The organism is Thermosynechococcus sp. HY213, from assembly GCF_031460975.1.
In the GTDB taxonomy this organism is placed as follows: Bacteria; Cyanobacteriota; Cyanobacteriia; order Thermosynechococcales; family Thermosynechococcaceae; genus Thermosynechococcus.
Genome location: NZ_JAVKVB010000007.1, coordinates 107,841 through 131,524 on the forward strand (window position 1 = coordinate 107,841; position 23,684 = coordinate 131,524).

The 23,684-nt window shown below is 53.6% G+C and carries 24 protein-coding genes and 2 pseudogenes; 17 read left to right on the plus strand and 9 right to left on the minus strand.

Features of this window, described 5'->3' with window-relative positions; all coding sequences use genetic code 11:
- The first annotated feature begins 201 nt into the window (after positions 1 to 201).
- Positions 202 to 1,830, plus strand: a complete 1,629-nt coding sequence (locus RHK62_RS03670) for a hypothetical protein (RefSeq protein ID WP_310453285.1) — start codon at positions 202 to 204, stop codon at positions 1,828 to 1,830.
- Between the two features lie 33 nt (positions 1,831 to 1,863).
- On the opposite strand, the gene RHK62_RS03675 is transcribed toward RHK62_RS03670, so the two are convergent.
- The gene (locus RHK62_RS03675; protein ID WP_302678954.1) at positions 1,864 to 2,442 is read right to left on the minus strand and encodes a hypothetical protein; all 579 of its coding nucleotides are present in this window, start codon (positions 2,440 to 2,442) and stop codon (positions 1,864 to 1,866) included.
- A 12-nt stretch (positions 2,443 to 2,454) separates the two neighbouring features.
- Entirely contained in the window at positions 2,455 to 3,054 is a 600-nt protein-coding gene (locus RHK62_RS03680) for a DJ-1/PfpI family protein (protein WP_310453286.1), read from the minus strand.
- A gap of 98 nt (positions 3,055 to 3,152) precedes the next feature.
- On the opposite strand from RHK62_RS03680, the gene cobM reads away from it, so the two are divergent.
- Positions 3,153 to 3,938, plus strand: a complete 786-nt coding sequence (gene cobM, locus RHK62_RS03685) for a precorrin-4 C(11)-methyltransferase (protein ID WP_206201227.1) — start codon at positions 3,153 to 3,155, stop codon at positions 3,936 to 3,938.
- Positions 3,939 to 3,974: 36 nt separating this feature from the next.
- Positions 3,975 to 4,235 carry a membrane protein insertion efficiency factor YidD gene (gene yidD / locus RHK62_RS03690; protein ID WP_206201226.1) on the plus strand — a complete coding sequence of 87 codons (261 nt, stop codon included), beginning with the start codon at positions 3,975 to 3,977 and terminating at the stop codon, positions 4,233 to 4,235.
- Positions 4,236 to 4,248: 13 nt separating this feature from the next.
- On the opposite strand, the pseudogene RHK62_RS03695 reads toward yidD, so the two are convergent.
- Positions 4,249 to 4,437, minus strand: a pseudogene (locus tag RHK62_RS03695) (hypothetical protein); the annotation flags it as partial.
- A gap of 121 nt (positions 4,438 to 4,558) precedes the next feature.
- Here RHK62_RS03695 and RHK62_RS03700 point away from each other — a divergent pair.
- Both RHK62_RS03700 and RHK62_RS03705 read left to right on the plus strand, forming a co-directional pair.
- Positions 4,559 to 5,105: pseudogene (locus tag RHK62_RS03700) on the plus strand (transposase).
- 32 nt (positions 5,106 to 5,137) lie between these two features.
- On the plus strand, positions 5,138 to 5,356 hold the full coding sequence (locus RHK62_RS03705; protein ID WP_302678951.1) for a type ISP restriction/modification enzyme: 219 nt from the start codon (positions 5,138 to 5,140) through the stop codon (positions 5,354 to 5,356).
- A 7-nt stretch (positions 5,357 to 5,363) separates the two neighbouring features.
- On the opposite strand, the gene purU is transcribed toward RHK62_RS03705, so the two are convergent.
- The 5 genes from purU to RHK62_RS03730 form a co-directional block, all read right to left on the minus strand.
- Positions 5,364 to 6,239, minus strand: coding sequence for a formyltetrahydrofolate deformylase (gene purU / locus RHK62_RS03710; RefSeq protein WP_206201223.1), 876 nt, complete (start codon positions 6,237 to 6,239; stop codon positions 5,364 to 5,366).
- Between the two features lie 43 nt (positions 6,240 to 6,282).
- Complete coding sequence (gene uvrA / locus RHK62_RS03715; RefSeq protein ID WP_310453287.1) at positions 6,283 to 9,144, minus strand: excinuclease ABC subunit UvrA; 2,862 nt, start codon at positions 9,142 to 9,144, stop codon at positions 6,283 to 6,285.
- Between the two features lie 175 nt (positions 9,145 to 9,319).
- Positions 9,320 to 10,957 carry a chaperonin GroEL gene (groL, locus tag RHK62_RS03720; protein ID WP_310453288.1) on the minus strand — a complete coding sequence of 546 codons (1,638 nt, stop codon included), beginning with the start codon at positions 10,955 to 10,957 and terminating at the stop codon, positions 9,320 to 9,322.
- 69 nt (positions 10,958 to 11,026) lie between these two features.
- Positions 11,027 to 11,338, minus strand: coding sequence for a co-chaperone GroES (groES, locus tag RHK62_RS03725; RefSeq protein WP_149820030.1), 312 nt, complete (start codon positions 11,336 to 11,338; stop codon positions 11,027 to 11,029).
- A gap of 187 nt (positions 11,339 to 11,525) precedes the next feature.
- Complete coding sequence (locus RHK62_RS03730; protein WP_315862916.1) at positions 11,526 to 12,350, minus strand: carbohydrate ABC transporter permease; 825 nt, start codon at positions 12,348 to 12,350, stop codon at positions 11,526 to 11,528.
- Between the two features lie 415 nt (positions 12,351 to 12,765).
- Between RHK62_RS03730 and RHK62_RS03735 the strand changes: the two genes are divergently transcribed.
- The 12 genes from RHK62_RS03735 to RHK62_RS03790 all read left to right on the plus strand — a co-directional run bounded on the left by RHK62_RS03735 (position 12,766) and on the right by RHK62_RS03790 (position 22,906).
- On the plus strand, positions 12,766 to 13,398 hold the full coding sequence (locus RHK62_RS03735; RefSeq protein ID WP_206201218.1) for an MORN repeat-containing protein: 633 nt from the start codon (positions 12,766 to 12,768) through the stop codon (positions 13,396 to 13,398).
- Positions 13,368 to 14,651 carry a bifunctional folylpolyglutamate synthase/dihydrofolate synthase gene (locus RHK62_RS03740; protein ID WP_399377950.1) on the plus strand — a complete coding sequence of 428 codons (1,284 nt, stop codon included), beginning with the start codon at positions 13,368 to 13,370 and terminating at the stop codon, positions 14,649 to 14,651. The genes RHK62_RS03735 and RHK62_RS03740 overlap by 31 nt, the downstream gene beginning before the upstream one ends.
- 3 nt (positions 14,652 to 14,654) lie before the next feature.
- Entirely contained in the window at positions 14,655 to 14,837 is a 183-nt protein-coding gene (locus RHK62_RS03745) for a hypothetical protein (protein ID WP_302678947.1), read from the plus strand.
- 174 nt (positions 14,838 to 15,011) lie between these two features.
- Entirely contained in the window at positions 15,012 to 15,404 is a 393-nt protein-coding gene (locus RHK62_RS03750; protein WP_206201216.1) for a Fur family transcriptional regulator, read from the plus strand.
- Positions 15,405 to 15,441: 37 nt separating this feature from the next.
- The gene (locus tag RHK62_RS03755) at positions 15,442 to 17,799 is read left to right on the plus strand and encodes a GH116 family glycosyl hydrolase (RefSeq protein ID WP_302678946.1); all 2,358 of its coding nucleotides are present in this window, start codon (positions 15,442 to 15,444) and stop codon (positions 17,797 to 17,799) included.
- A 181-nt stretch (positions 17,800 to 17,980) separates the two neighbouring features.
- Positions 17,981 to 18,622, plus strand: a complete 642-nt coding sequence (locus RHK62_RS03760) for an L-threonylcarbamoyladenylate synthase (protein WP_206201215.1) — start codon at positions 17,981 to 17,983, stop codon at positions 18,620 to 18,622.
- A 187-nt stretch (positions 18,623 to 18,809) separates the two neighbouring features.
- Complete coding sequence (locus tag RHK62_RS03765) at positions 18,810 to 19,694, plus strand: DUF3782 domain-containing protein (protein ID WP_310453290.1); 885 nt, start codon at positions 18,810 to 18,812, stop codon at positions 19,692 to 19,694.
- Positions 19,695 to 20,039: 345 nt separating this feature from the next.
- Complete coding sequence (locus RHK62_RS03770; protein WP_206201212.1) at positions 20,040 to 20,489, plus strand: hypothetical protein; 450 nt, start codon at positions 20,040 to 20,042, stop codon at positions 20,487 to 20,489.
- The gene (locus tag RHK62_RS03775; RefSeq protein WP_206201211.1) at positions 20,490 to 21,647 is read left to right on the plus strand and encodes a HAMP domain-containing sensor histidine kinase; all 1,158 of its coding nucleotides are present in this window, start codon (positions 20,490 to 20,492) and stop codon (positions 21,645 to 21,647) included.
- Positions 21,644 to 22,234 carry a PepSY domain-containing protein gene (locus tag RHK62_RS03780; protein WP_206201210.1) on the plus strand — a complete coding sequence of 197 codons (591 nt, stop codon included), beginning with the start codon at positions 21,644 to 21,646 and terminating at the stop codon, positions 22,232 to 22,234. Before RHK62_RS03775 ends, RHK62_RS03780 begins: the two co-directional genes overlap by 4 nt.
- A 105-nt stretch (positions 22,235 to 22,339) precedes the next feature.
- Positions 22,340 to 22,435: a photosystem I reaction center subunit XII gene (gene psaM, locus RHK62_RS03785; protein ID WP_011056052.1), complete on the plus strand. Its 96-nt coding sequence runs from the start codon at positions 22,340 to 22,342 to the stop codon at positions 22,433 to 22,435.
- 144 nt (positions 22,436 to 22,579) lie between these two features.
- Positions 22,580 to 22,906, plus strand: a complete 327-nt coding sequence (locus RHK62_RS03790; RefSeq protein ID WP_149820046.1) for a hypothetical protein — start codon at positions 22,580 to 22,582, stop codon at positions 22,904 to 22,906.
- Between the two features lie 7 nt (positions 22,907 to 22,913).
- Here RHK62_RS03790 and RHK62_RS03795 read toward each other — a convergent pair whose 3' ends face one another.
- The gene (locus tag RHK62_RS03795; RefSeq protein WP_206201209.1) at positions 22,914 to 23,681 is read right to left on the minus strand and encodes an E3 ubiquitin ligase family protein; all 768 of its coding nucleotides are present in this window, start codon (positions 23,679 to 23,681) and stop codon (positions 22,914 to 22,916) included.
- Positions 23,682 to 23,684 lie beyond the last annotated feature (3 nt).

Consider the following 23,684-nt stretch of genomic DNA (forward strand, 5'->3'; position numbering starts at 1 on the left):
CGCTTCAGAAAATGGTATGGATGTCCTTGATGCCGAAGGGATTTTTTCCAAGCTTCTCAACCGCTCTAAACTTAGGGTGTAGGTTAGCTTGGTTGTTGATACGTAGGATAGTCAAGCGATCGCCACCCGCTTCCTATCACTCTTTTGAAATCGCAGTAGGCTAGAACTAGCGGCACCCCGTTCCATTCTATTGATCGGTTTATGAGTGATTCCCGTTTGCTGGATATTGCGCGGCAGGGCGACCCCCGTGCCATTGGTACGCTGCTGAATGCTGTCCTCCTGCCAAAGCGGGTAAAGGCCACTGTGGTACGTCAGGCCGAGGAGTTAATGATCACGCTGCATTCAGAAAAAATACTCAATCAGGGGGCAGCCGTAACCTTGATCCGCACTGCCTTAGAAAAATTGCACTTGCCAGAGATTCAACGGGTTTTCATTGAGTCACGGGTGTTGGGCGTCCCTCTCTGGGAAAGTCATTTTCAGCTCCAAGTCCTGCCACCCACCCAACCCCATCGAGACGTGGTCGAGGATCCATGGGGCACCGAAACGGCAGCGACTGAGCCACCCCCCCCTGAACCCACGCTGCTGGATTTAATGTCTGCTTTTATGACCTCCGAGGTACCTGCCACATCTGAAAGTCAGGATGCTGTGGCGCGATCGCCCGAAGAGAAGGAACACCCGATTCCAGTAGAGAGCACACCTGAATATGGGGATGTAGCTCCTCCCTTAGAGCAAGTCACTGAGAATGGAACAGGGGCAGAACCCATCAGTGAGCCGCAAGAGCGTTTCCTAGATGAGATTCCAGAAATCGATCCTGATGAGGACATTAGTTTGGCAGATTTAGCTGCCGCCTTTGACCCCAACCCACCCTCACCAGAACCCAATACTGACCGTGAAGAATCTCCATCTGAGTCGCCCTCGCTGCAAGAAGAACACATTGAAGCCAGTACCGTTGGGGGGTTCTCAGGGGAATGGGAATTGCCAGTCCTCGAAGTCGCTGCTGAACCACCTCCAGAAGCTTCTGAGTCCATAGAAGAGAGCATTGCAACACCAGAAGCCCAAGACAGTATTGCTGAGATCCCTGAACCAGCACCCGAACTCTCTGAAGCTACCCTAGAGCAACCGACCCTTGAAGCATACGACTTCCCTGAACCGACGACTGAGGATATTGCCGCCCTAGAAGCCTTAGAGGCGGAGATCGACCCCCAGCCCGCCATGACTGCTGAGATGACGGCTGAAGCTGAATCCTCGCCTGAGGGGGCGATCGCCCCAGACGCTGCCTCTGTTGTTGAGGATCCTTGGGCAGTCTCAGACATGTTGCCCACTGCACCCCCAGTTCCTTCAGAATCTTCTGCCCTTCCCCAACACCAAGAAGCCGCCAACTATCCTCCCCTACGGGATCCTTGGTTAGAGGCCGAGCCTGAGCCACCGGTTCAGGCAGATAAGACACAAGAACCCCCACCACCCCCTGAAACCGCCACAGAACCCCCCCAGCCCCCCTCTGAATCCGAGATTTACACCATTCCCACCATTGAAAAAGTCCCCCGCGATCATCAATCAAAGGTGGCAGGTCTTGCCGGCATAGTCATGGGTCTGGGCTTTTGTGCCACGGGATTAGGAACCATCATCGGTCTGCCGATGGTCGTGGGCAGTATGTGGATGCTTGGGGATGAGGAGGTATGGAGTGGCGAGTGTCCCCATTGTCATCACCCGCTGAAAGTTCCGGTCGGTAAGCTGTGGCGCTTTAGTTGTGAAAAGTGTCAAGGGTTGATTGAAATGAAGAATGGCCGCTTCTACGCGCGGCAAACGCCCCCTGCACCCCCCTCGTCTTGAATCTGAATCTAAACAGAACTCTAGATGTCTGACTTAGGTGTCTAAATTCTCTAAATTCAAACTGACCCGACCCCGTTGGCGACGGGCTTCAAGAGCTTGGGCAATGAGATCCAATAGCCCCGGTGCTTCTTCCTGAATCGTCAGCAATAGGCGTTCGCCCATGGCCAGATCCGCGTCGAGCGGCGGAGGCTCGTGTTCAACCAACTCTCGCAGTCGCGGCACTGTATTGTCAACGATTTCCACGAGTGCCCCCAAGCAGCGAAAAAATTGCCGTTCGGTGAGGGTGCTGTCCTCAATGGGGAATTCAATCATGGCACGCACTTCACCCTCATTGGGGTCGTACTCCCACTGCAACATTTTTGTCTGCCACGAAATGCACAGTAGCGTTTGCAAAATGGCATCACGAAACTGGTGGGTTTTAATCCCCGGCAAAAGATTGGGGGCATAGAGCTTAAAAAACTCGCCTCCCTCATCTAGCTCAATGACGACGATAAATCGCTCAAGGTGATCACCGTTGACGCCCGTAATAATTTGGTGGTTGGCCGCATTCAACCGATAGTTCAGTTGGTGCCGTTGGAGATATTGGGCAATTTGGCTGAGGGCGATCGCCATGCCACGGTGATCCTACACTGCTGCCAAGGGTCGGTGGCTAATCGTTGTTCCCAAAATCTCTAAAAATGCCGCCAACCACTGGGGATGGGCAGGCCAAGCGGGCGCCGTGACCAGATTGCCATCCACTACGACTGCATCCACTGCCACACTGGTAAAGTTACCCCCAGCACTCACGACCTCAGGGCCACAGGCCGGATAGGCCGTACAGGTTTTGCCCGCAAGAACGCCTGCTGCCGCCAACAGTTGGAGGCCGTGACAAATGGCTGCAATCGGTTTTTGGGTCTCGCCAAAGTGCTTGGTGATTTCCAGGACCCGTGGATTGAGGCGCAAATACTCTGGGGCACGACCCCCCGGCACCACTAGTGCATCGTAGGTAACGGGGTCAATCTCTGCAAAAGTGGCATTGAGGGTAAAGTTATGTCCCCGCTTTTCACTATAGGTTTGATCCCCCTCAAAATCGTGAACTGCCGTGCGAACAATGTCCCCAGCGACTTTATCAGGGCAGACAGCATGCACGGCATGACCCACCATTTGGAGGGCTTGGAACGGCACCATCACTTCGTAATCTTCCACATAGTCACCCACAAGCATGAGAATCCGTTTGCCGCTCATGATTCGCTGCCTCTTAAACTGACCTGTCTTGATCCTGACATAACTTGTGTTACCGGCAAAAGTTAATCTTAGTAAGGGGAATAATCAGGTGCAGTGTAGTGCTAAAAAGACAGACCTCGGCTGGGGTTTACTTTGTGGGTGCTGGCCCCGGTGATCCAGAATTACTCACCCTCAAGGGACAACGGCTGATCCAAGAGGCCGATGTGATTTTCTATGCCGATTCTCTTGTGCCGACGGGGATTTTGCAGTTTGCACCGCCGAGTGCCACCTGTATTCCCACAGCCGCAATGACTCTTGAAGAAATGATTCCGCTGATGGTTGAAGCAGTCCAAGCGGGTAAAAAAGTGGTACGGTTGCAATCGGGAGATCCGAGCCTCTACAGTGCCATTCACGAGCAGATTGCCCGCCTCACCGAAGCAGGCATTACCGTTGAAGTTGTCCCCGGCATCAGTGCCTATCAATTGGCCGCCGCCCGCCTCAATGCCGAACTCACCCTACCCGAATTGGTACAGACAATTATCCTCACCCGTGCCAGTGGCCGTACACGCGTCCCACCAACAGAAGAATTGGCCAGTCTAGCCGCCCACAAAGCCAGCCTTTGCCTCTACCTGAGTGCGAATTGTGTCCACCGTGCCCAGCGAGATTTGCTTCAGCACTATCCACCCGAAACCCCAGTTGCTGTGGGCTACCGCTTGGGATGGCCCGATGAGCAGTTGTGGCTGGTTCCCTTGGCTGAAATGGCGGCGTTTAGTCAGCAGCAGCGCTTGACGCGCACCACCCTTTACCTGATCAGTCCAGCACTGGCAGTACAACATCAAGGCCATGGCTCATTGCGCTCCTGCCTCTATAGTCCAGAACATCACCATCTATTTCGCCCCCATTAACCTGCGTATAATTGGGATACCTTGTAGGCAAAGGCTGTGGACAACTGGCTAAGCAAAGCACTGATCTTTTTGATTCGCGCTTATCAGCATTGGATTTCGCCCTTATTTTTGCCCACCTGTCGCTATAGGCCCACTTGTTCTGTCTATGCGATTGAGGCGATCGCCCGATTTGGAGCAGTCAAGGGAACCTATTTAGCTATTCGTCGTATTTTGCGCTGCCATCCCTTTGCCGCCGGCGGCTATGACCCTGTACCCGATCCCCACGATGACTCTGTGCCCCCCTCTTCCCCTTGTTAGTGTCCGGGAGAGCCTATCGACCCTCTACGGCATCGGCATAGCGATAAATTTCTATTCCCAATGCTGCGGCAACTGGTCGTGCCCGATCCTCTACCATTGGCGAAATCACGATTTTACGGTCAATTTGGCGTTGGGGGTGACGTGCATAAAAATTCACCTTGCGATCAAAGATATACATCCCTGCCTTGTCAATTGAAGATTTATAGCTATTTCGAAAAAGAATGAGATATTTTCAAGAGGGATAGGCTATACTCAAAGCGTCATGAATGTTACTCAAGAATATGAGCTATGGCTTGAACTGACGAGAGCGGGTTGTCTCCTACATCCAGCAAGGTGGCAAAATCAGTGAAGCAACTCAAATCTTCCAGGTGAGCCGCGCCACTATCCATCGCTGGCTGAAGCGAGAGGACTCAGCCCCCACGGTTGTCCCCCGTCGTCCTTGGAAACTGGATTGGGCGTCTTTAGCAGCCGATGTTGCTGCCCATCCCGATTGATGGAGAGCGAGCGGGGAAGCGTCAGAAAAGAGAGAGTTGAGTCGCAGGACGGTATAGACACCAGAAAGACTTCATCGCCCCAATGCTGTTTTGCGGATACTTGAATGCGGTAGGGTTTGTGAGCTGGCTGAGTCAGTACTGTTTGCCGGCATTAAAGAGACCTTCGTTGTTGATGATGGATAATGCACCGATTCATCCGAAAGGGGCGATTCAGGCAGTGGTGAAAGCGGCGGGTCACGAGGTGTTATTTTTACCGAAATACTCTCCTGATTTGAATGTGATTGAGCACGACTTCAGTGCGCTGAAGCGAGCGCGGATGTATGCAGGGTCAAACAGTTCGATTGATGAAGTGATTCGCAAGTATTGTGCTGGATGATATCTCATTCCTTATTGGAATAGCTATATGTGGTGAATGGCAAGCCTGCCATCGAGTGGGTGATGGATCGCTATCAAGTCACTGTGGATAAAGACAGCCAAATTCGCAATGACCCCAACGACTGGTCAGCAGATCCCCGCTACATTATTGACTTACTGAAGCGCGTGGTGCGAGTGAGCGTCGAAACGCTCCAGATTGTCCAACAGCTTTCAAAGTTCAAGCTCCTCAGCAAAAAGGCAACTGCCCCCTGATTAGCGCCTAGGCAAAGACTGCCGTGCGATTGCCATACACGAGAATGCGGTTCTGCAAATGCAGCCGTACTGCCCGTGCCAAGACCACCCGTTCTAAATCCTTGCCCTTGCGAATCAGATCTGCCACCGTATCGCGATGGCTAATGTGCACAACTGCCTGCTCAATAATCGGTCCTTCATCCAAATCCGCTGTAGCATAGTGGGCCGTGGCACCAATGATTTTTACCCCCCGCTCATAGGCACGGTGGTAGGGATTCGCCCCCGCAAAGGCAGGCAAAAATGAATGGTGAATGTTGATCACTTGGGGAAAGGCCTCAATAAATTCTGGACTGAGTACCTGCATATACTTGGCCAGCACCACCAGATCGATGTTGTAGTCCTTGAGCAGTTGCAGCTGCTTGGCTTCGGCAAGGGGCTTGGTCTCTGGTGTCACGGGGATATAGTGAAAGTCAATGCCAAACTGTTCGGCAATGGGACGTAAATGCTCATGGTTACTGATAATCAGGGGAATTTCCGCAAAGAGATCCCCCGCTCGCTGCCGCAGCAGCAAATCCCACAGGCAATGATCTTGGCGGCTCACCCAAATGGCCAAGCGATAGGGAATATCCGACGCCCGCAACTGCCAGCGCACCCCTTGCCAACTGGCAAAGACTTTTTCCCGCTGTGCATAGTTGATAAATGTGGCAGCAATCTGATCGCGGGGGATTTCAAAGCCCTCTAGTTCCCACTCGAGGCGGGAGAGAAAAATGCCCGCGACAGCATCCGTGTGGTGATCAGCATGAACAATGTTACCGTTGTAGCGATAGACAAACTGCGCCAATTTGGCCACTAACCCCCGCTGATCAGGACAGGAAATGCAGAGGGTCATGGTGGGCATGGACATAGGAATAAAGGGAATAAAGCAAGGCAGAGCAACCTGTATTCTACTACTGCTGAGGACTGGCGGCGCGATTTAACACCTTGGCGAGGTACTGCCCTGTGTAGGATTGGGGCACCAGTGCCACCGCTTCAGGGGTGCCGACGGCAACCACCTCTCCGCCGCGATCGCCCCCCTCTGGTCCAAGGTCAATAATCCAATCGGCACAGCGAATCACATCCAGATTGTGCTCAATCACCAAAATCGAGTTGCCCTTGTCCACAAGACGCTGCAATACATCGAGGAGTTTATGCACATCGTAAAAAGACAGCCCCGTGGTGGGTTCATCAATGAGGTAGAGCGTTTTGCCCGTGGCACGCCGCGACAGTTCAGAAGCCAATTTGAGGCGTTGGGCTTCGCCCCCAGAGAGGGTCGGTGCCGTTTGCCCTAGTTTGAGATAGCCCAAGCCCACATCCACGAGGGTTTGCAGCTTGCTCACTGCCTTGGGGATATTTTCAAAAAAGGCCAGTGCCGTCTCGGCGGTCATATCCAAAACGTCGGCGATCGAGCAGCCTTTGTACTTCACTTGCAGGGTATCGCGATTGTAGCGTGCCCCCTTGCACACTTCACACTGCACATAGACATCGGGCAAAAAGTTCATCTCAATCACATTCACCCCTTGGCCAGCGCAGGCTTCACAGCGTCCGCCCTTGATATTGAAGGAAAATTGCCCTGGTTTATAGCCCCGTGCCTTGGCCTCCACGGTTTGGCTAAAGACCTCACGGATAACATCAAACACCCCAATGTAGGTGGCAGGGTTCGAGCGGGGGGTACGACCAATGGGAGACTGGTCAATGACAATCACCTTGTCAATGGCATTTAAGCCTTCAATCTCGCCAACTCCCTTGGGGAGCGGCACACTGTGACCGAGATGGTGCTGCAGGGCAGGATAGAGGACTTCGTGCATGAGGGTGGATTTCCCCGACCCCGATACCCCCGTCAGACACACCAGCTTACCGAGGGGAATTTCTACGGTGATGTTCTTGAGATTATTGCGAGATACCTGTTTGAGAATCAGGGATTGACCATTCCCCGGCCGGCGATCGCTGGGGGTTTCAATGCGCTTGCGCCCCGACAGATAAGCCCCCGTCAGGGAGTCGGGATGATTGAGAATCGCCTCTAGGCTGCCTTGAGCCACAATCTGGCCGCCGTAGATCCCCGCCCCTGGGCCAATATCAACAATGTGATCGGCAGCGCGGATCGTGTCCTCATCGTGTTCAACCACAATCAGCGTATTCCCCAAGTCCCGCAGGCGAAACAGTGTTTGCAGGAGGCGATCATTATCCCGCTGATGCAAGCCAATACTGGGTTCATCGAGGACATAGAGCACTCCCGTCAGGCCAGAGCCAATTTGAGTGGCCAAGCGAATGCGTTGGGCTTCACCACCAGAGAGGGTGGCCGCACTGCGATCCAGCGTCAGGTAATCTAGCCCCACATCCACGAGAAACTGTAATCGCGCGGTCACTTCCCGCAGAGCCAGCTCCGCAATCTGCTGTTGGCGGGCACTCAGTTGGAGCGATCGCAGCCGTGCTAAACACTCACGAATCGAGACACTGGTGAGATCCGTGAGGCGATATTGCCCCAAGCGCACTGCTAGGGCGGCGGGTTTTAGGCGTTGACCACCACAGGCGGGGCAGGTTTGATTGACTTGGTACTCTTCCAATTTTTGCTTGTAGGCTTCGGAGGTGGTCTCGCGGTACTGCCGCTCTAGAATTGGGATCACCCCTTGGAATTGGCGGTAATAGTCCCGTTTGCGATAGCGGGAATCGGCGGGGATGAGAATTGGGGTATCGGTGCCGTAGAGGATAATTTCCCGTTGCAACTCCGTGAGGCGGTGCCACGGTGTATTGATGTCAAAGCCAAAGGCCTCAGCAATACCACAGAGGAGAGCAAGGTAGTAGTCGTGTTCTTTCTCGGCCCAGGGGGCGATCGCCAGATAGACCGGTAGTTCAGGATTGGGGACAATCAACTCCGGACTAAATTTGCGCAAATAGCCCAAGCCATGGCACTCTGGACAGGCACCGTAGGGGGAGTTAAAGGAAAAGAGCCGCGGCGATAGCTCATCCATCACGGCCCCATGCTCCGGACAGGCAAAATTTTCGGAAAATAGGAGCGTTTGACCCTCAGCCTCACCCTCGCGGGGTACCACACTGACCATTGCCGTACCATTGGCATGGTGCAACGCCGTTCGCAGCGAGTCCGCTAAGCGTTCTTCAATGCCAGGTTTGAGCACAAGGCGATCGACAACAATTTCAATCGTGTGGGCATGGTTTTTATCCAGTTCAATGGCATCACTGAGGTCGCGCACCTCGCCATTAATGCGAACCCGCACAAAGCCTTCACTAGCAAGACTCGCTAGCAGCTTCTTGTGGGTGCCCTTTTTCCCCTTGACAATAGGAGCTAGAACTTGAAAGCGCGTCTGAGGGGGCAACTGCATCACCTGATCCACCATTTCATCAATGGTTTGGGGGCGAATCGAGCGATCGCAATGGGGGCAATGGGGTTCACCCGCACGGCCATAGAGCAGCCGCAGGTAATCATAGATTTCCGTCACCGTGCCCACCGTCGAGCGAGGATTGTGGGAAGTGGACTTTTGATCAATGGAAATCGCTGGACTCAGCCCCTCAATGGCATCCACATCCGGCTTATCCAACTGACCGAGAAATTGCCGTGCATAGGCACTGAGGGACTCCACATAGCGGCGTTGCCCTTCAGCAAAAATCGTGTCAAAGGCCAGAGAGGACTTACCGGAACCAGAAACCCCTGTCATCACAATCAGGCGATCGCGGGGCAGATCGAGGTCAATGTTTTTCAGATTATGCTGCCGTGCACCCCGAATCCGAATTTCACCCGTAGGCACTGCATCGCCCATGCTGCAAACTGCGAATGTTAAAAAAACGTTACATTGAGGGTTATTATAGCAACGCGGCCAGACCCGTTTGGCACCATCCAATAAAAAAGCGGGGTGTGGTTTCCCCGCTGTGAGTGTAACTTAGGTTACTTGCGCTGAACCCAGTGAGTTTCAGGGATTCACCGACGGGTTGGGCTTAGTAGTCGAAGTCACCGCCCATGCCGGCACCGGCGCCTGCAGGATTGTTGTCCTTGGGTTCGGGTTTGTCAACGATGATGCACTCGGTGGTCAGCACCATACCGGCAATAGAGGCCGCATTTTGCAGAGCCGAGCGGGTGACTTTGGCAGGGTCAACGATACCAGCATCGAACATGTTGACATATTCATCTTTGGCGGCATCATAACCCACATCGAAGGGTTTTTCTTTGACCCGTTCGACAATGATGGCACCGTTTTGACCCGCGTTTTCAGCGATGCGACGCAGGGGAGCGCTAAGGGCACGCTCAACAATGTTGGCACCAATCAGTTCTTCACCCGTCAGGTGCTCAGCCGCCCAGTTGCTCAACTCAGGCGCCAAGTGCACCAAGGTGGTACCGCCACCGGGAACGATCCCCTCTTCAACAGCGGCTTTGGTGGCGTTAATCGCATCTTCCAGACGGAGTTTGCGATCTTTCATTTCGGTTTCAGTGGCAGCACCGACTTTAATCACTGCCACACCACCGGCCAGTTTGGCCAACCGCTCCTGCAGTTTTTCTTTGTCATAGCTGGAGTCGGTTTCTTCGATTTGGCGACGGATTTGCTCGCAGCGAGCTTTGACGGCTTTTTCATTGCCTTCGGCCACAATCGTGGTGTGATCTTTGGTGATGGTGATGCGGCGAGCTTTACCGAGCATATCCAGCTTGGTATTTTCCAGCTTCAGACCGGCATCTTCGGTGATCACTTGACCCGCTGTGAGGACGGCAATATCTTCGAGCATTGCTTTACGGCGATCGCCAAAGCCGGGAGCTTTCACCGCAGCCACATTCAAGACACCGCGCAGACGGTTGACCACGAGGGTCGCCAAGGCTTCTTTCTCGATGTCTTCAGCAATGATCACCAGCGGTTTACCGGCGCGAGCCACTTGTTCGAGGATCGGCACCAGATCTTGCACTAAGGTAATTTTCTTGTCGGTGATCAGCACGAAGGGTTCATCAAGCACCGCTTCCATGCGCTCGGTGTCGGTGGCAAAGTAGGGGGAGATGTAGCCCTTGTCAAAGCGCATCCCCTCAGTGACCTCGAGTTCGGTGGTCATGGATTTGCCTTCTTCGAGGGAGATCACGCCTTCTTTGCCCACCTTGTCCATGGCATCGGCAATCATCCGACCCACTTCTTCATCGTTACCGGCAGAGATCGCTGCCACTTGGGCAATGGCTTTGGAATCTTCCACCGGACGGGCATGTTCAGCAATTTTTTCCACAAGGAAGTGGGTGGCTTTGTCAATCCCGCGTTTCAGGGCAATGGGGTTAGCACCGGCAGCTACGTTGCGCAGCCCCTCTTTCACCATGGCATGGGCAAGAACCGTTGCCGTAGTCGTACCGTCACCGGCAGCATCATTGGTTTTCGAGGCGGCTTGGCGGATCAGCGCCACACCGGTATTTTCAATGTGATCTTCCAGTTCAATTTCCTTGGCGATCGTCACCCCGTCGTTGACAATTTGGGGGGCGCCAAATTTTTTCTCCAGAACCACGTTCCGCCCTTTAGGACCAAGGGTCACGGCCACGGATTCAGCCAAGATGTCCATCCCTTTTTCGAGGGCACGACGAGCATTTTCGTTGTAGATAATGCGCTTCGCCATAGGTGTTTCCTACCTCAATCGTTCAACAGTGATGAAAAATCGCACAGAAATGTAAGGAGTGTCAGCGACTTAGCCAACAATGGCCAAGATGTCTTTTTCCGAGAGGAGAACGTAGTCTTCGCCCGCCAGTTTCACTTCAGTACCGGCATATTTGGAGTACAGCACTTTGTCCCCCACTTTCACATCCATGGGCTGACGCTTGCCGTCTTCAGTGAGTTTGCCAGGACCGACGGCGGTCACTTCGCCCACTTGGGGTTTTTCACGGGCATTGTCGGGCAGGAGAATCCCCCCTGCGGTACGTTCTTCACTTTCGCTGACTTTGACAAAAATGCGATCGCCCAACGGCTTCACAGTTGAAACGCTTAGAGATACGGCTGCCATAGCGTACTGTTCTCCCAATTGTAAGAGTATGGATTGATAGCACTCACTGCACGGCTCATCGCGCAGTTTTTGGGGGGCAAGAGCATCACTTGCAGTTGTTTAGCACTCTCACCCTTCGAGTGCTAATGTAGCGAGAGACGGTTGGCGATCGCAACTCCTGTTGCAGTACGGTTTTCCGAACGGAACTTTAGCTCTTTAGTCCCGTCGTGGCAATGCCGCGAATCAGTTGCCGCTGACCCAAAATAAACAAAATCATCACCGGCACAGTGGCAATCACCGCCGCCGCCATCATCAACGGCCAATCATTGGTGAACTGCTCCTGAAAACTGGCCAAGGAAAGCTGCACTGTGATCAGTTCTGGCTTAGTGGTAAAGACCAAGGGCTTAAAGAGGTCATTCCACTCCCCAATAAAGGTAAAGATAAAGAGTGTGACCAAGGCCGGTCGGCTCAGGGGCAAGAGAATATGCCAGAGGACTTGCCAGCGATTTGCCCCATCCAAGAGGGCTGCCTCCTCAAGGGCAACGGGCAATGTGAGAAAAAACTGCCGCATCAAAAAGACGCCAAAGCCATTGGCCGCCGTCGGCAAGATCAAGGCGCCATAGGTATTGATCAGATGACCCGCCTTGAGGATGAGGAAAATTGGGATCACCAAAAGTTGAAATGGGATCACTAGGGTTGCCAGCATCAGCAGCAAAATCGTCTGTTGCCCCGGAAACGAAAGTCGCGCAAGGGCGTAACCCGCTAGGGCTGAGGTCACCAACTGGAGCGCCGTTACCGCTAAAGCCACAAACGTTGAGTTGGCAAAGGCCAAGATAAAGTGTCCCTCCTGCCATGCTGCCTGATAGCTCTGCCATGTCCAGCCTTGGGGTGGCAACAATTGGGTAGGTAGGGTTCCCGGTGGCCAGCCCGACGTACAGAGCACCACCAGTAGGGGGCTGAGAACCAGCAACGCCCCCAATGTCAATACTAGGGTCAACCCCAAGGAGTGACCCCTGCCCAAGAGCCGTTTCAGCCCATCCACAACCTTCCGCTCCCCAAACAAAACCCTGCGCCCTTCGGAAAGCCAGCCTCTTGAGAGCTGCATGTCCAATTCTCCCTCATCCCTGCTTTAACTGCCAGTGAGGTACATTCTCCTTCCCCCTTTCATAGAGATTTATCTGCCCCACTCAGGGGGTTGGGAGGGCGCTTGAGGACATCCTTGCAATCAAGATTTTGCTCAAGACGCTATCAAGGGAGCACTATACCACCCTTTGCGTCTCGCAAGAGAGTGTTTGACCACCCTCCTGAGGACTTGCTTATTCAAAGTGCTGCAGGCACAGAGACCGATTCCAAGACAAAGCTTTGAGTTTCCTCCCCAAGTTTGCATAGGAGACAAGCTGTGCCAGTTAGAGAAGTTGCAATTGTCCACCCTTGTGGAGTGTCCAGTAATGACTCATCTGTACAACCCAAATCCTGCTGTTATTTACCGCTGGGTGATGAGTTCTTGCCTTGTTGGTTTAGGATGTGCAACCCTGCACTTAGCTCCTGTAACTGCCCAAATTGCCGTCTATGAAGGGCGGCGTGTCACCGGGGATGTTACCATGACACTTCCCGACGGCAGCACCTACAAAGGGGAATTGCTCAATGGTCGCTTTAATGGCCAAGGTATCCTCACAATGGCCAATGGCAACCGCTATGAAGGGGAATTTCGCAATGGCCGCTACCACGGTCAGGGGGTGCTCACCTATGCCGATGGGGGACGCTACGAAGGGGGGTTTGTGGATGGCATCTTCAATGGCAAGGGCACTCTCCAACTGGCCAATGGTCAACGCTACGAGGGCACGTTTCTCAATGGTCAATACCATGGGGAGGGGGTGCTCACCTTTCCCGACGGTACCCGCTATGAGGGGCAGTTTCTAGCGGGCAAGTATCATGGAACTGGAACGCTCTCCTTCGGAGATGGCACAAGCTATGCCGGACAGTTTCGCAATGGCTTATTTGAAGGACAGGGGGTCTTTACGCTACCGGATGGCTCCCGCATTGTGGCCACATGGCGCAATGGTCGCCGCGAACCCCGCTAATCTGCTTCAATCAGGCTGTGAGTGATCCGCTGACGGCGGCGCTAAGTCCCTACGCCCGCTTTGGGGTGCGCCTTGGCCTTGAACCCATCCAAGCGCTGCTGAGTGCTTTGGGGTCTCCCCAGTTACAGGTGCCCTTGATCCACGTTGCGGGGACAAATGGCAAAGGGTCGGTGTGTGCCTATTTGGATAGTGTTTTGCGGGCGGCGGGCTATCGCACGGGACGTTATACTTCACCCCATCTGTTGAGTTGGTGTGAGCGCATTTGTGTCGATGGTGAACCCATTGCCCCTGAGGTCTTTTTGACCTTGATTCAACACATTGAAGCGGTACTGCCACAGGTGGCTTATCCCCCCAGTCAGTTTGAAGTGATCACGGCGGCGGCATGGTTGTATTTTGCCCAGCAGCGGGTGGATGTGGCGGTGATAGAGGTGGGCTTGGGGGGGCGCTTGGATGCCACCAATGTATGTCAGCCCCCTTTGGTGAGTGTGATTACCTCCATCGGTTGGGATCATTGGCAGCGGTTGGGCAATACCTTGGGGGCGATCGCTGGCGAAAAAGCAGGTATTCTCAAGCCGGGCGTGCCAGCCGTCATTGGCCCTGTTCCCCCCGAGGCAGAGGCGGTGATTGCGCAGCGTTTGGAAGCTTTGGGGTGCCCAGCGATCTGGCCAGAACCAGCCCAGTGGTGTGCAAAGCGGCCGGGATGGGCGATTTGGAGGGGGATGGAGTACCCCTTGCCCTTGGCTGGAGAAATGCAGTTGGTCAATTCAGCGATCGCGATCGCCACGCTACAACAGTTACAATCTCAAGGCTGGCAGATTTCCCGAGAAGCGATTCAACAGGGAATGGCACAAACCCGCTGGCCGGGACGACTGCAATGGTTACAGTGGCAAGGGCGCAAACTGCTCATTGATGGTGCCCACAATACTCCTGCCGCCGCCTACCTACGGCAATACGTGGATCAACTGGGCTGGACAGAGGTGACATGGGTGGTGGGGATGCTCGCCAATAAGGATCATGAGGGGATTCTCAAACATCTCCTGCGAGGGGGCGATCGCCTGTGGTTGGTACCCGTACTGGATCACGCTAGCGCTGACTTAGAGGACTTGAAGGCACTTGCCTACACCTGTTGCCCTGAGTTAGGGGAATGCCGTCTTTTTAAGGAGGTGACTGAGGCACTCGATAGGGCAGGCGATCGCTGTGTGGTCTGTGGCTCCCTTTACTTAATTGCTGGCGTTTTGGGAAAGAACTCATAATTGATGTGGGACACTCCCTTTCAAGGAGACACTTATTTCTACGGCACAGAGCCAAACGATTTCCTCAAAGCCCATGCCCATGACTTTGTGCCCCAAGGGCAAATTCTCTCCCTCGTCGAAGGGGAAGGGCGTAATGCCGTCTATCTTGCTCAGCAGGGATATGCCGTCACGGCTGTGAATGCCTAGGACTGGCGAAAGCCCAGCGCCTTGCTCAAGAACGGGGAGTCGCCATTACTACCTATCACTGCGATCTGCGGGATGTTGACCTTGGTGAAAATGCGTGGGATGGGATGATTGCTATTTTTTGCCATCTGCCACCGGAGCGGAACGGTAAAATCAAGGTAATGTTGTCTTATTGCTATGCCGCCGCGACGCACCCGTAGCCAAGTCATTATTCTCGATGCCCTTAGAGCCAGTGGCCGAGCGCTCTCGGCACAGGAACTATTTTTGGAACTACGGCAGCGGCAAACTCCCCTAGGACTGGCAACGGTTTATCGCACCCTCGATAGTCTGCGCATCAATGGTGAGGTGCAAGCACGGGCGTTGCCCAGTGGCGAATTGGTCTATAGCCTCGTGCAGCAGGATCAACACTACCTCACCTGTTTGCACTGTGGGGCATCGATTCAGATTAACTGCTGCCCAGTCCAGCACTTAGAAGCTGAGCTACAACAGTCCTACCATTTTGAGATTTTCTACCATACCCTTGAGTTTTTCGGTCTTTGTGCCAAGTGCCAAGTGACGGTGCAGCGCTAAAAGGGTATTCTGGATCAGACAGGTCTTCAGAAAGGGTGTGATTGAATTTGCCAACTGTACCTGGACACGGGCGATCGCCCAAGGCTGGGAAAATCCCTACCGCGTTCGCTATGCCAGCAATTTAGACGATGGCCCTTGGCATGGCATGCCGCTGGGGGGGTTTGGCGCAGGTTGCATTGGCCGTTCTTCTGCTGGGGATTTTAATTTCTGGCATATTGACGGCGGAGAGCACATTTTTGGCACCCTAGCGGCCTGTCAATTTAGTCTTTTTGAGCAGGGAGAGCAGACACAGGCCTATGCCCTAGGGACTCCCCCTAGCGATGGCCGCCTCAGCACTTGGCAATGGTATCCGGCTGGCAAAGGTATCTACGCTGCCCGCTATCCCCGCAGTTGGTTTGTCTATGAGGGGGTCTTTAAGGCTGAGATCACCTGCGAACAGTTTTCACCGATTCTGCCCCACAACTACCAAGAAACCAGTTACCCCGTGGCAGTGTTTCTGTGGACGTTTAGCAATCCCACGGATCAGCCCCTCACCCTCAGCTTGATGTTCTCGTGGCAAAATACCGTCGGTTGGTTTCGCAATACCACCCCTTCCTCTGCCATTGAAATCCGCGATGATGGCAGCCCCGTCTATACCTACATGCCCCCTTGGGGTCAAAGTGACGGCAATTTTAATGAACTGATTCAAACGGAGTCCTACCAAGGTTGGCGACTGCGCCGTACGCCCCACCCGAACCCACCCCAAGAAGGCGATGGTGAATGGGCAGCATTGGTTCCCACAGGCCTTGGTGAGTTTTTTGGCTGTAGTCGCTGGCAGCCAGAGGGGGATGGGGCACAACTGTGGCAATCATTTTCGGGGGATGGTTCCCTACCAATTGTCAATGATCCAACCCCAGCGGCAGCGGGAGAACAGGTGGCCGCCGCCTTTGCGGTGCGCTTTGCCTTGGCACCTAGGCAAACAAAACAAATTCCCGTGGTCTTGGCGTGGGACTTTCCTGTGACTGAGTTTGGTAAGGGCGTGATCTATTACCGTCGCTACACGGATTTTTGCGATCGCAGTGGCACCAATGCTATCACCCTTGCCGCCCGTGGCCTAGAGCATTACAAGGAATGGCAACAGCAGATTCGCACTTGGCAAGCGCCAATTCTCACCCACCCCGATTGGCCCGACTGGTTCAAGATGGCTCTGTGCAATGAGCTGTACGTCCTCAGTAGTGGTGGAACGCTTTGGAGTACCGCCAGCGATCGCGACCCCGTGGGGCAGTTCGCCGTTCTAGAATGCCTTGACTACCGCTGGTATGAAAGTCTGGATGTGCGGCTCTATGGCTCCTTTGCCCTGCTGCAACTGTGGCCAGAACTGGAAAAATCCGTAATGCGTGCCTTTGCGCGGGCGATTCCCACCGCTGATCCCACCCGGAGAATCATTGGCTACTTCTATCGCGGTGACCCCGAAACCGCCTACAAAGCCCCTCGCAAACTGGCCAATGCTGTACCCCACGATCTCGGTGCGCCCAATGAGCATCCTTGGGAAAGGACGAACTACACTGCTTATCAGGACTGCAATCTTTGGAAGGATTTAGCTTCTGACTTTGTCCTTTTGGTCTATCGCGACTTTTTGTTTACTGGGCAGACGGATCTCGAGTTTGCGCGCGAATGCTGGCCGGCAGTGGTGGCGGCCTTGGCCTATTTGAAACAATTTGATCGCGATGGCGATGGCCTGCCAGAAAATGGCGGTGCCCCGGATCAAACCTACGATGACTGGAAGCTACAGGGGGTCAGTGCCTACTGTGGTGGCTTGTGGTTGGCAGCCCTCGAGGCAGCGATCGCCCTCGGCACGATTCTCCAACAACCGCAGGTGGAGACCTACCGCCAGTGGCTCAAGCAAGCTCGCCCCCGCTACCATCAACTGCTGTGGAATGGCGAGTACTATCGTCTCGATACCGGCAGTGGTTCCGATGTGATCATGGCGGATCAGCTCTGCGGTCAGTTCTATGCCCAACTCTTGGGTTTGGCGGATATTGTGCCCCCAGACTGTTGCGATCGCACCCTGCGAAAAATCTACGACATCTGTTTTCTCGAATTTCACAATGGCCAGTTGGGTGCCGCCAACGGTTTATTGCCCAATGGTCAACCCGAAAACCCCTACGCTACCCATCCCCTTGAAGTCTGGACAGGGATTAACTTTGGCTTGGCCGCCTTTTTGTGGCTGCGGGGTATGACCCGCGAAGCATGGCGCTTAGCCGAGGTGGTGGTACGGCAAATCTACGACAATGGTTTGCAATTTCGTACACCGGAGGCGATTACGGCCAATGGGACGTTCCGTGCCTGTATGTACCTGCGACCGATGGCCATCTGGGCACTGGCTCTCGTCAGCCGGGGATCACGAGCCACCTAAAAGTTTTGTAACCTATTTTACATTGTTTCAGTTTTCTAGGGTAATTGAAACTGCACTCCCTGCGATCGCCTTATCCGTCTCATCATCACATCTTATCTTTCCTCAATTCCCTCTAAAGGTCATAGGGTGTAGGCTCAAGATCAAGAAACAATAGCTTTTCACTGGTTCTGGAGTACGCACCATGACCCCCTTAGCGCGATCGCTAGCTGCCCATCCCACTAGCTTTGCCACTATTGAGCGCTATTTACAGCAAGAAGAAGTGATTATTTTGCCCATGGCTACCGTCTATAGCTTTGTGGTGAATGGCACCAGCCCAAGGGCAATAGCGAACCTACGCCGTCTCAAACACTTTAGTACAGAGCAACCTCTGGCTATTCTCACGCGGAGCGATCGCGCTGCTGAAGTGGCAGAACTCTCTCGAGATGCTAAAACCATGGTGGATCACTTTCCCTATCCTGTGACCATGATTGTCAAGGGTAAACCCCACCTCGATCCACAAATTATGCAGGGGTTTAACTGTGTTTATCTGGCCTGTCCCGACCAGTTCATTTACGATCTAGTGGGGGCTTTGCCCTTCTTTTTAGTGGCAGCAACGGTCAAGGTGGGAACGGAACTGATTGTCAACTTTGAGGATGCCCAAAAATACTACGGCGAGCAGGTACCGCTGATTGTGGATGGCGGCCGCTGTCGCTATGGGCGGCGGGGCACACTCGTGGACTTTACGCTGGCATACCCAACAATCATGAACTTTGGTCCTGTATCGGTGGATGACTTACGACCCATCTTGCCCCATATTATTTTGCCCTCCCATTTAATGAAGTAGATATAGTTCATTTGAGAAGTAGCCCCTTTGACTCCCCACTATGTACGACCGACCAGAACCTGAAGCGGGAGCTATGATGCAAGATCAGCCGAAATAGACTTAAAGATAGCAGGGAGGGTGTAGTCATCCTTTTGAAGCGGAAATCTTTAGAATGGGGTTACAGGTCATCTCATAATAGCCAGTTTTAATGGAGCGAGAAGAAATTATTGCGCTCATTCAGCGTGAGCTACCGCAGCTTGTGGCTCAAGACCCCAGCTTGAGAGATTTCATCCTGCGCACGGTCTTGGACGTTTCTTTGCCTCGCCGTGAGGCAGATATCAAGTTTGACCGTATCCTCACGGAACTACAGCGCGATCGCGAGGAACAGGCCAAGCGTTGGGAAGAACAGAACCGCAAGTGGCAAGAACAGGATCGCCGCTGGCAAGAACAGGCCAAGCGTTGGGAAGAGCAAGACCGCAAGTGGCAAGAACAGGTTCGGCGTTGGGAAGAACAGTCACGCCGCTGGCAAGAGCAGGCCAAGCGTTGGGAAGAGCAAGACCGCAAGTGGCAAGAACAGGTTCGGCGTTGGGAAGAACAGGATCGCCGCTGGCAAGAACAGGCCAAGCGTTGGGAAGAGCAAGACCGCAAGTGGCATGAGCAACTTGCAGAGATTCGGCGTCTTGACAAGCGGTTTGACAATACAATTGGCGCCCTTGGTGCTCGCTGGGGAATTGCTTCAGAAACCAGCTTTCGCAACGCCCTCGCTGGCATTTTGACGGAATCCTTTGGGGTTGAAGTTTTGAACTTAACCCTCTACGACCATGAGGGTGAAGTCTTTGGCCGCCCTGATCAAGTAGAGCTAGACTTGATTATCAAAAATGGCTTAACCATTGCCTGTGAAATCAAATCTTCTATTGATAAGGCAGGGATGTATATTTTTGACCGTAAGGTAAATTTCTATGCGCAGCATCACCAGCGCCAAATTGACCGCAAAATTGTGATCTCGCCAATGGTTGATCCGCGTGCACGACCTGTGGCTGAGGCGCTAGGGATTGAACTCTATAGTTATGCCGACTCAGTGGAGGGCTTGTAATGAACGATTGAGTGATCCTGAATACTTTGGGAAGAAGCTATTGGACGAGTTGCAATATTTGCAACTGGAACTCAGTCGTCGCTGCTCGATAGGGCATTGGAGCCTTGATTGGCCGCCAGAGCTACTGGTCACTTAGAATATCAAGTTTCGTTGCAGAATTCAACACTTCTGCGTAGTACTCTTATGTGAAATAACTAAGAAATTATATCACTAGTAAGTTGAGACTCGAAATTTTGTAACCTATTTTACATTGTTTCAATTTGTGAAGCTGCGACAATGGTGACCAATGGGCTGCCCGTTTATGATAGGGGATAGCGCGTCAACAGCCACTTCTTTAGATAACCTATGGATAATCTCAGCCAACGTTACCTACGTCTGTGCCAAGCCTATAGCCAACTGGCAGAACGCTATACCAAACTTGATATTGACCACATGACGCTGCGGGAGAAGCTTGTTCCTTTTCTGATGGCGTTCAAATATTACAAACAAATGACAGAGCAGCTCACGGCTGAAAAAGAGGCGATGCAGCGGGAACTCAACGATCTGCGCGATCGCTACCAGTTGCTCGTGAGTCAAAATGGCAATGCCCCCATCAATGAAGAACTGTTCAGTGCCCTTGCTGAAGCAGAGGAGCAGATGGGACTCATTGAAGAAACCCTCAAAGAACAGGACGCTGACCCCGACCCCAACCTCCTTCCCCTTGAAAAGCAATTGCTGGAAGAATATACAAGGGGGAGTGGTGACTTTCAAGCGCTGCTCCCGCAAGCGTTGAGTCACTCCGGGGGGACTACCTAGATGCTCTGGCCAGCCAGTGAAGAATTTGCTGCCCTCTGTCGTGCCCAATTAGAACTTGTTGTCAATAGCTTGGGTGCCTCTTCGCTGGCGGTCTATCTGAGTGAAACGCTCAACGACTCCCCCTCGTGGTCTCCCGTTGCTGTCTATCCAGAGGCAGCAGCAGCCCTGAGCTTACCAATTCCCCCAACACTGCCACCGCCAACCCAAGCAGCAGAGACCCCGTTAAGCTATCGCCCTCAACAGGTCGTTTCGTCCTTGGCCAATCAACTGATCCTGCCCCTGATGTACCAAAATTGGGTCTTGGGGGTACTGGTGGCGCAGCGGCAACACCGTCCTTGGCTGGCGGCAGAGCAGGCACAATTGCAACAGGTGGCGCAAACACTGGCGATCGCCTGCGTCTTGGATCAACGGCAACAATGGCTCAGCCACTCCCCTGCCAACCCACTGGATCAACAGCAACAGCGCTTTGATGACCTGCTCCATCAACTGCGCAATCCCGTGGCCGCCATTCGCACCTTTGTCAAGCTTCTGCTCAAACGGTTGGAACCTGATCACCAGGGGCGCCCTCTCGCCGAAGGCATTGCCAAGGAAACAGAGCGGCTCATGGCATTGTTGGAGGACTATCGCCAACAGCGCAACGAGATTCCCGCCCTCACGGGCAGCCAGCCCCTACCCCTTGCGGGTAAACCCCTTGATCTAGCTGAAACCCTCTCACCGCTGATCACCGCCGCCCAAGCCCGTGCGGAAATGGAGGGCAAAACCTTTGTCGTGGAGAGACCGCCCCAACTGCCGCCCATCTGGCTAGAGGAACGGGTGCTTCAGGAGGTTGTGGGCAATCTGCTGGATAATGCCTTTAAGTACACCCCCAAAGGCGGCACCATTGGTTTGCGCTTGACCCTCACGCCCGCAGTCTTAGAATTAACCGTTTGGGATACCGGCTGTGGGATTCCTTTGGAGGTGCAGTCACGGCTCTTTGAACGGGGCTACCGCGGGATTCAAGCCGACAGTGGGATTGAGGGCAGTGGTCTGGGGTTGGCGATCGCTCAAGATTTGCTGCGTCCCTATGGCCTCAGTCTGCGGGTCACGAGTCCCTACGAGGGCGATCGCGGTACGGCTTTTACACTGACGATTCCCTTACCAATGAAGGTGGAACGATGAGTGCTCTGAAACAGCGTCTTGCCAAGATCAGCAGTCAGGGGCATCAATTCCTTGTGGTGATCTTTGCCCTACCCCTATTAATTTCAGCCACAACGGGAATCGCCCATCGTCTTGGGCGCAGTTGGTTTGGGCTATCTAAAGACTTTGGGCGAGCAATGATGACCCTTCATGAAGGCCGCTATCTGGGGGAATGGGGCGTGCCGCTCTATGTGTTGGTCATTGGTCTGGGGTTGCTGGGAATCATTGCCACGGGTTTGGCTCTCCTGTGGGGGCGATCGCTCCCGGCGCAGTGGTCAGCACGGCGGCTGCATCATCTTTTGGCTGCCATTGCAGCATTGCCCTTGCTTGTGAGTGCCACGACGGGAATGGCCTATCGCCTTGGCCGCAACTGGTTTGGCCTCTCCAAAGAACAGGCGGCGATTTTCCTGAGCCTGCATCAGGGAACCTATTGGGGCGAGGTGGGGCGTCCCTTCTATGTTCTTTTGGTGGGTCTGAGTTTGTTGACACTTCTGGCCACGGGACTCTCGATGCTGACTCTCCTGCGACGGCTGCCCCACTGGCGTCCTAGGGTGACCCCGGAAACCTAGCTGCGAAATGTTACAAACTATGAGCAAGCGTTGCCAAAGGTAAGCGCCTATGGAGTAATAAATACAGCACTTGATCGCGACTGTTATTCCACAAAGGAGTTGTTCATGGCGCTGACCGATACCCAAGTTTACGTTGCCCTTGTGATTGCGCTGCTACCTGCGGTGTTGGCATTTCGGCTGTCCACTGAGTTGTACAAGTAGTTGCACCTGTCATCGCTAACTGGCTGCATAACGTCATTTCTCCAAACTAAAATTTATCAGGCGGTTCCCGATGTTGTCGGTAAGACAAAGGGGTCGCTTTTTTCTTTTTATACTGATAGACAACTCGCCGTTCATGGTTTAGTCATGGTTCACTCTCCTCGAAAAATTCCTGCGATCGCTTGGGAAGCGGGTGCCAAAATTGCAGTGAATCTGATCCTGCTCGCCTTTGCCCTAGGGGCGATCGCCAAGCTGGTGCCCTATCAACTCAGTCAACTGCAAAAGCTCCATGCCCTCGAAGCAGAAGTGGCGCAGCTGGAGGCACGAGTTAAGGAATTGCAACTGGAACAGGAGCGCGATCGCCAACCCCAAGCACGGCAGCGCATTGCCCAAGAGGAGGCCAATTTAATTGCTGCCAATCAGCGGCGGATCATCTGGGTACAACCTAAAAACCCCAAGCAAGAACCGGACTAAGCCCAGCCTACAACAAGGCCAAGACTAAACCACAGACACCACAGAGGGCAGCACTGAGGGACGCATAGGTCATTTTCCGTTTTTGCCGCTTGTACTGCTGGCTAAGTTGATCCTCAACACTCAGGGAAATGATGAATTTTTGTCCCCGCTTTTGTGGCTTTTGCAGGCGGAGTACCCCCCCCTGATCCGAGGCCATGCCCACCACTGAAACAGGTTGCCCCAAGGGCAGCACCCACTCCTGATAGCGATAACCCAGCGTCGTCGTGCTACCAAAGCGCCAATTCAATGACAAGAACCCCAAGGAAAAGGCAAAGGAATGGGGTTTATCCGCAGGCCGCAGTTCGTCTAAGACCTGCATTGCTTCAATCTCGGCACCGAGGGGGTTTACCTCAATTTCCCCCTGATGATCTCGCAGAAAAAATAGGGTTGACTGCTCATGGCGCCCAATAATTTCCGACTGGCGTTCTCGACGATTGTGGCGATCGCTCCCCTCTTTTTCATACTCGCGGCTGATGATTGTTTTGTAATAAACACAGGGAATACGCTTCACTTCCGAGAGCAAGGGTTGAGACGTGGTGACTTGGCCAACCACCTGCACGTACTCGCGCCAACTGCCGCTACCGATTTCCTGAGCCACCTGTTGCTGGCATTGCTGTAACTCACGAATAGAGCTAGGGTTGGCCACCTTCATTGCCTTTAACTTCAGCCGATAATAGCCCTCAAGGGCAAAGAGAAAGGCCGACCCCGTTAAGCAAAGGTGAGCAATAACCCCCATGAC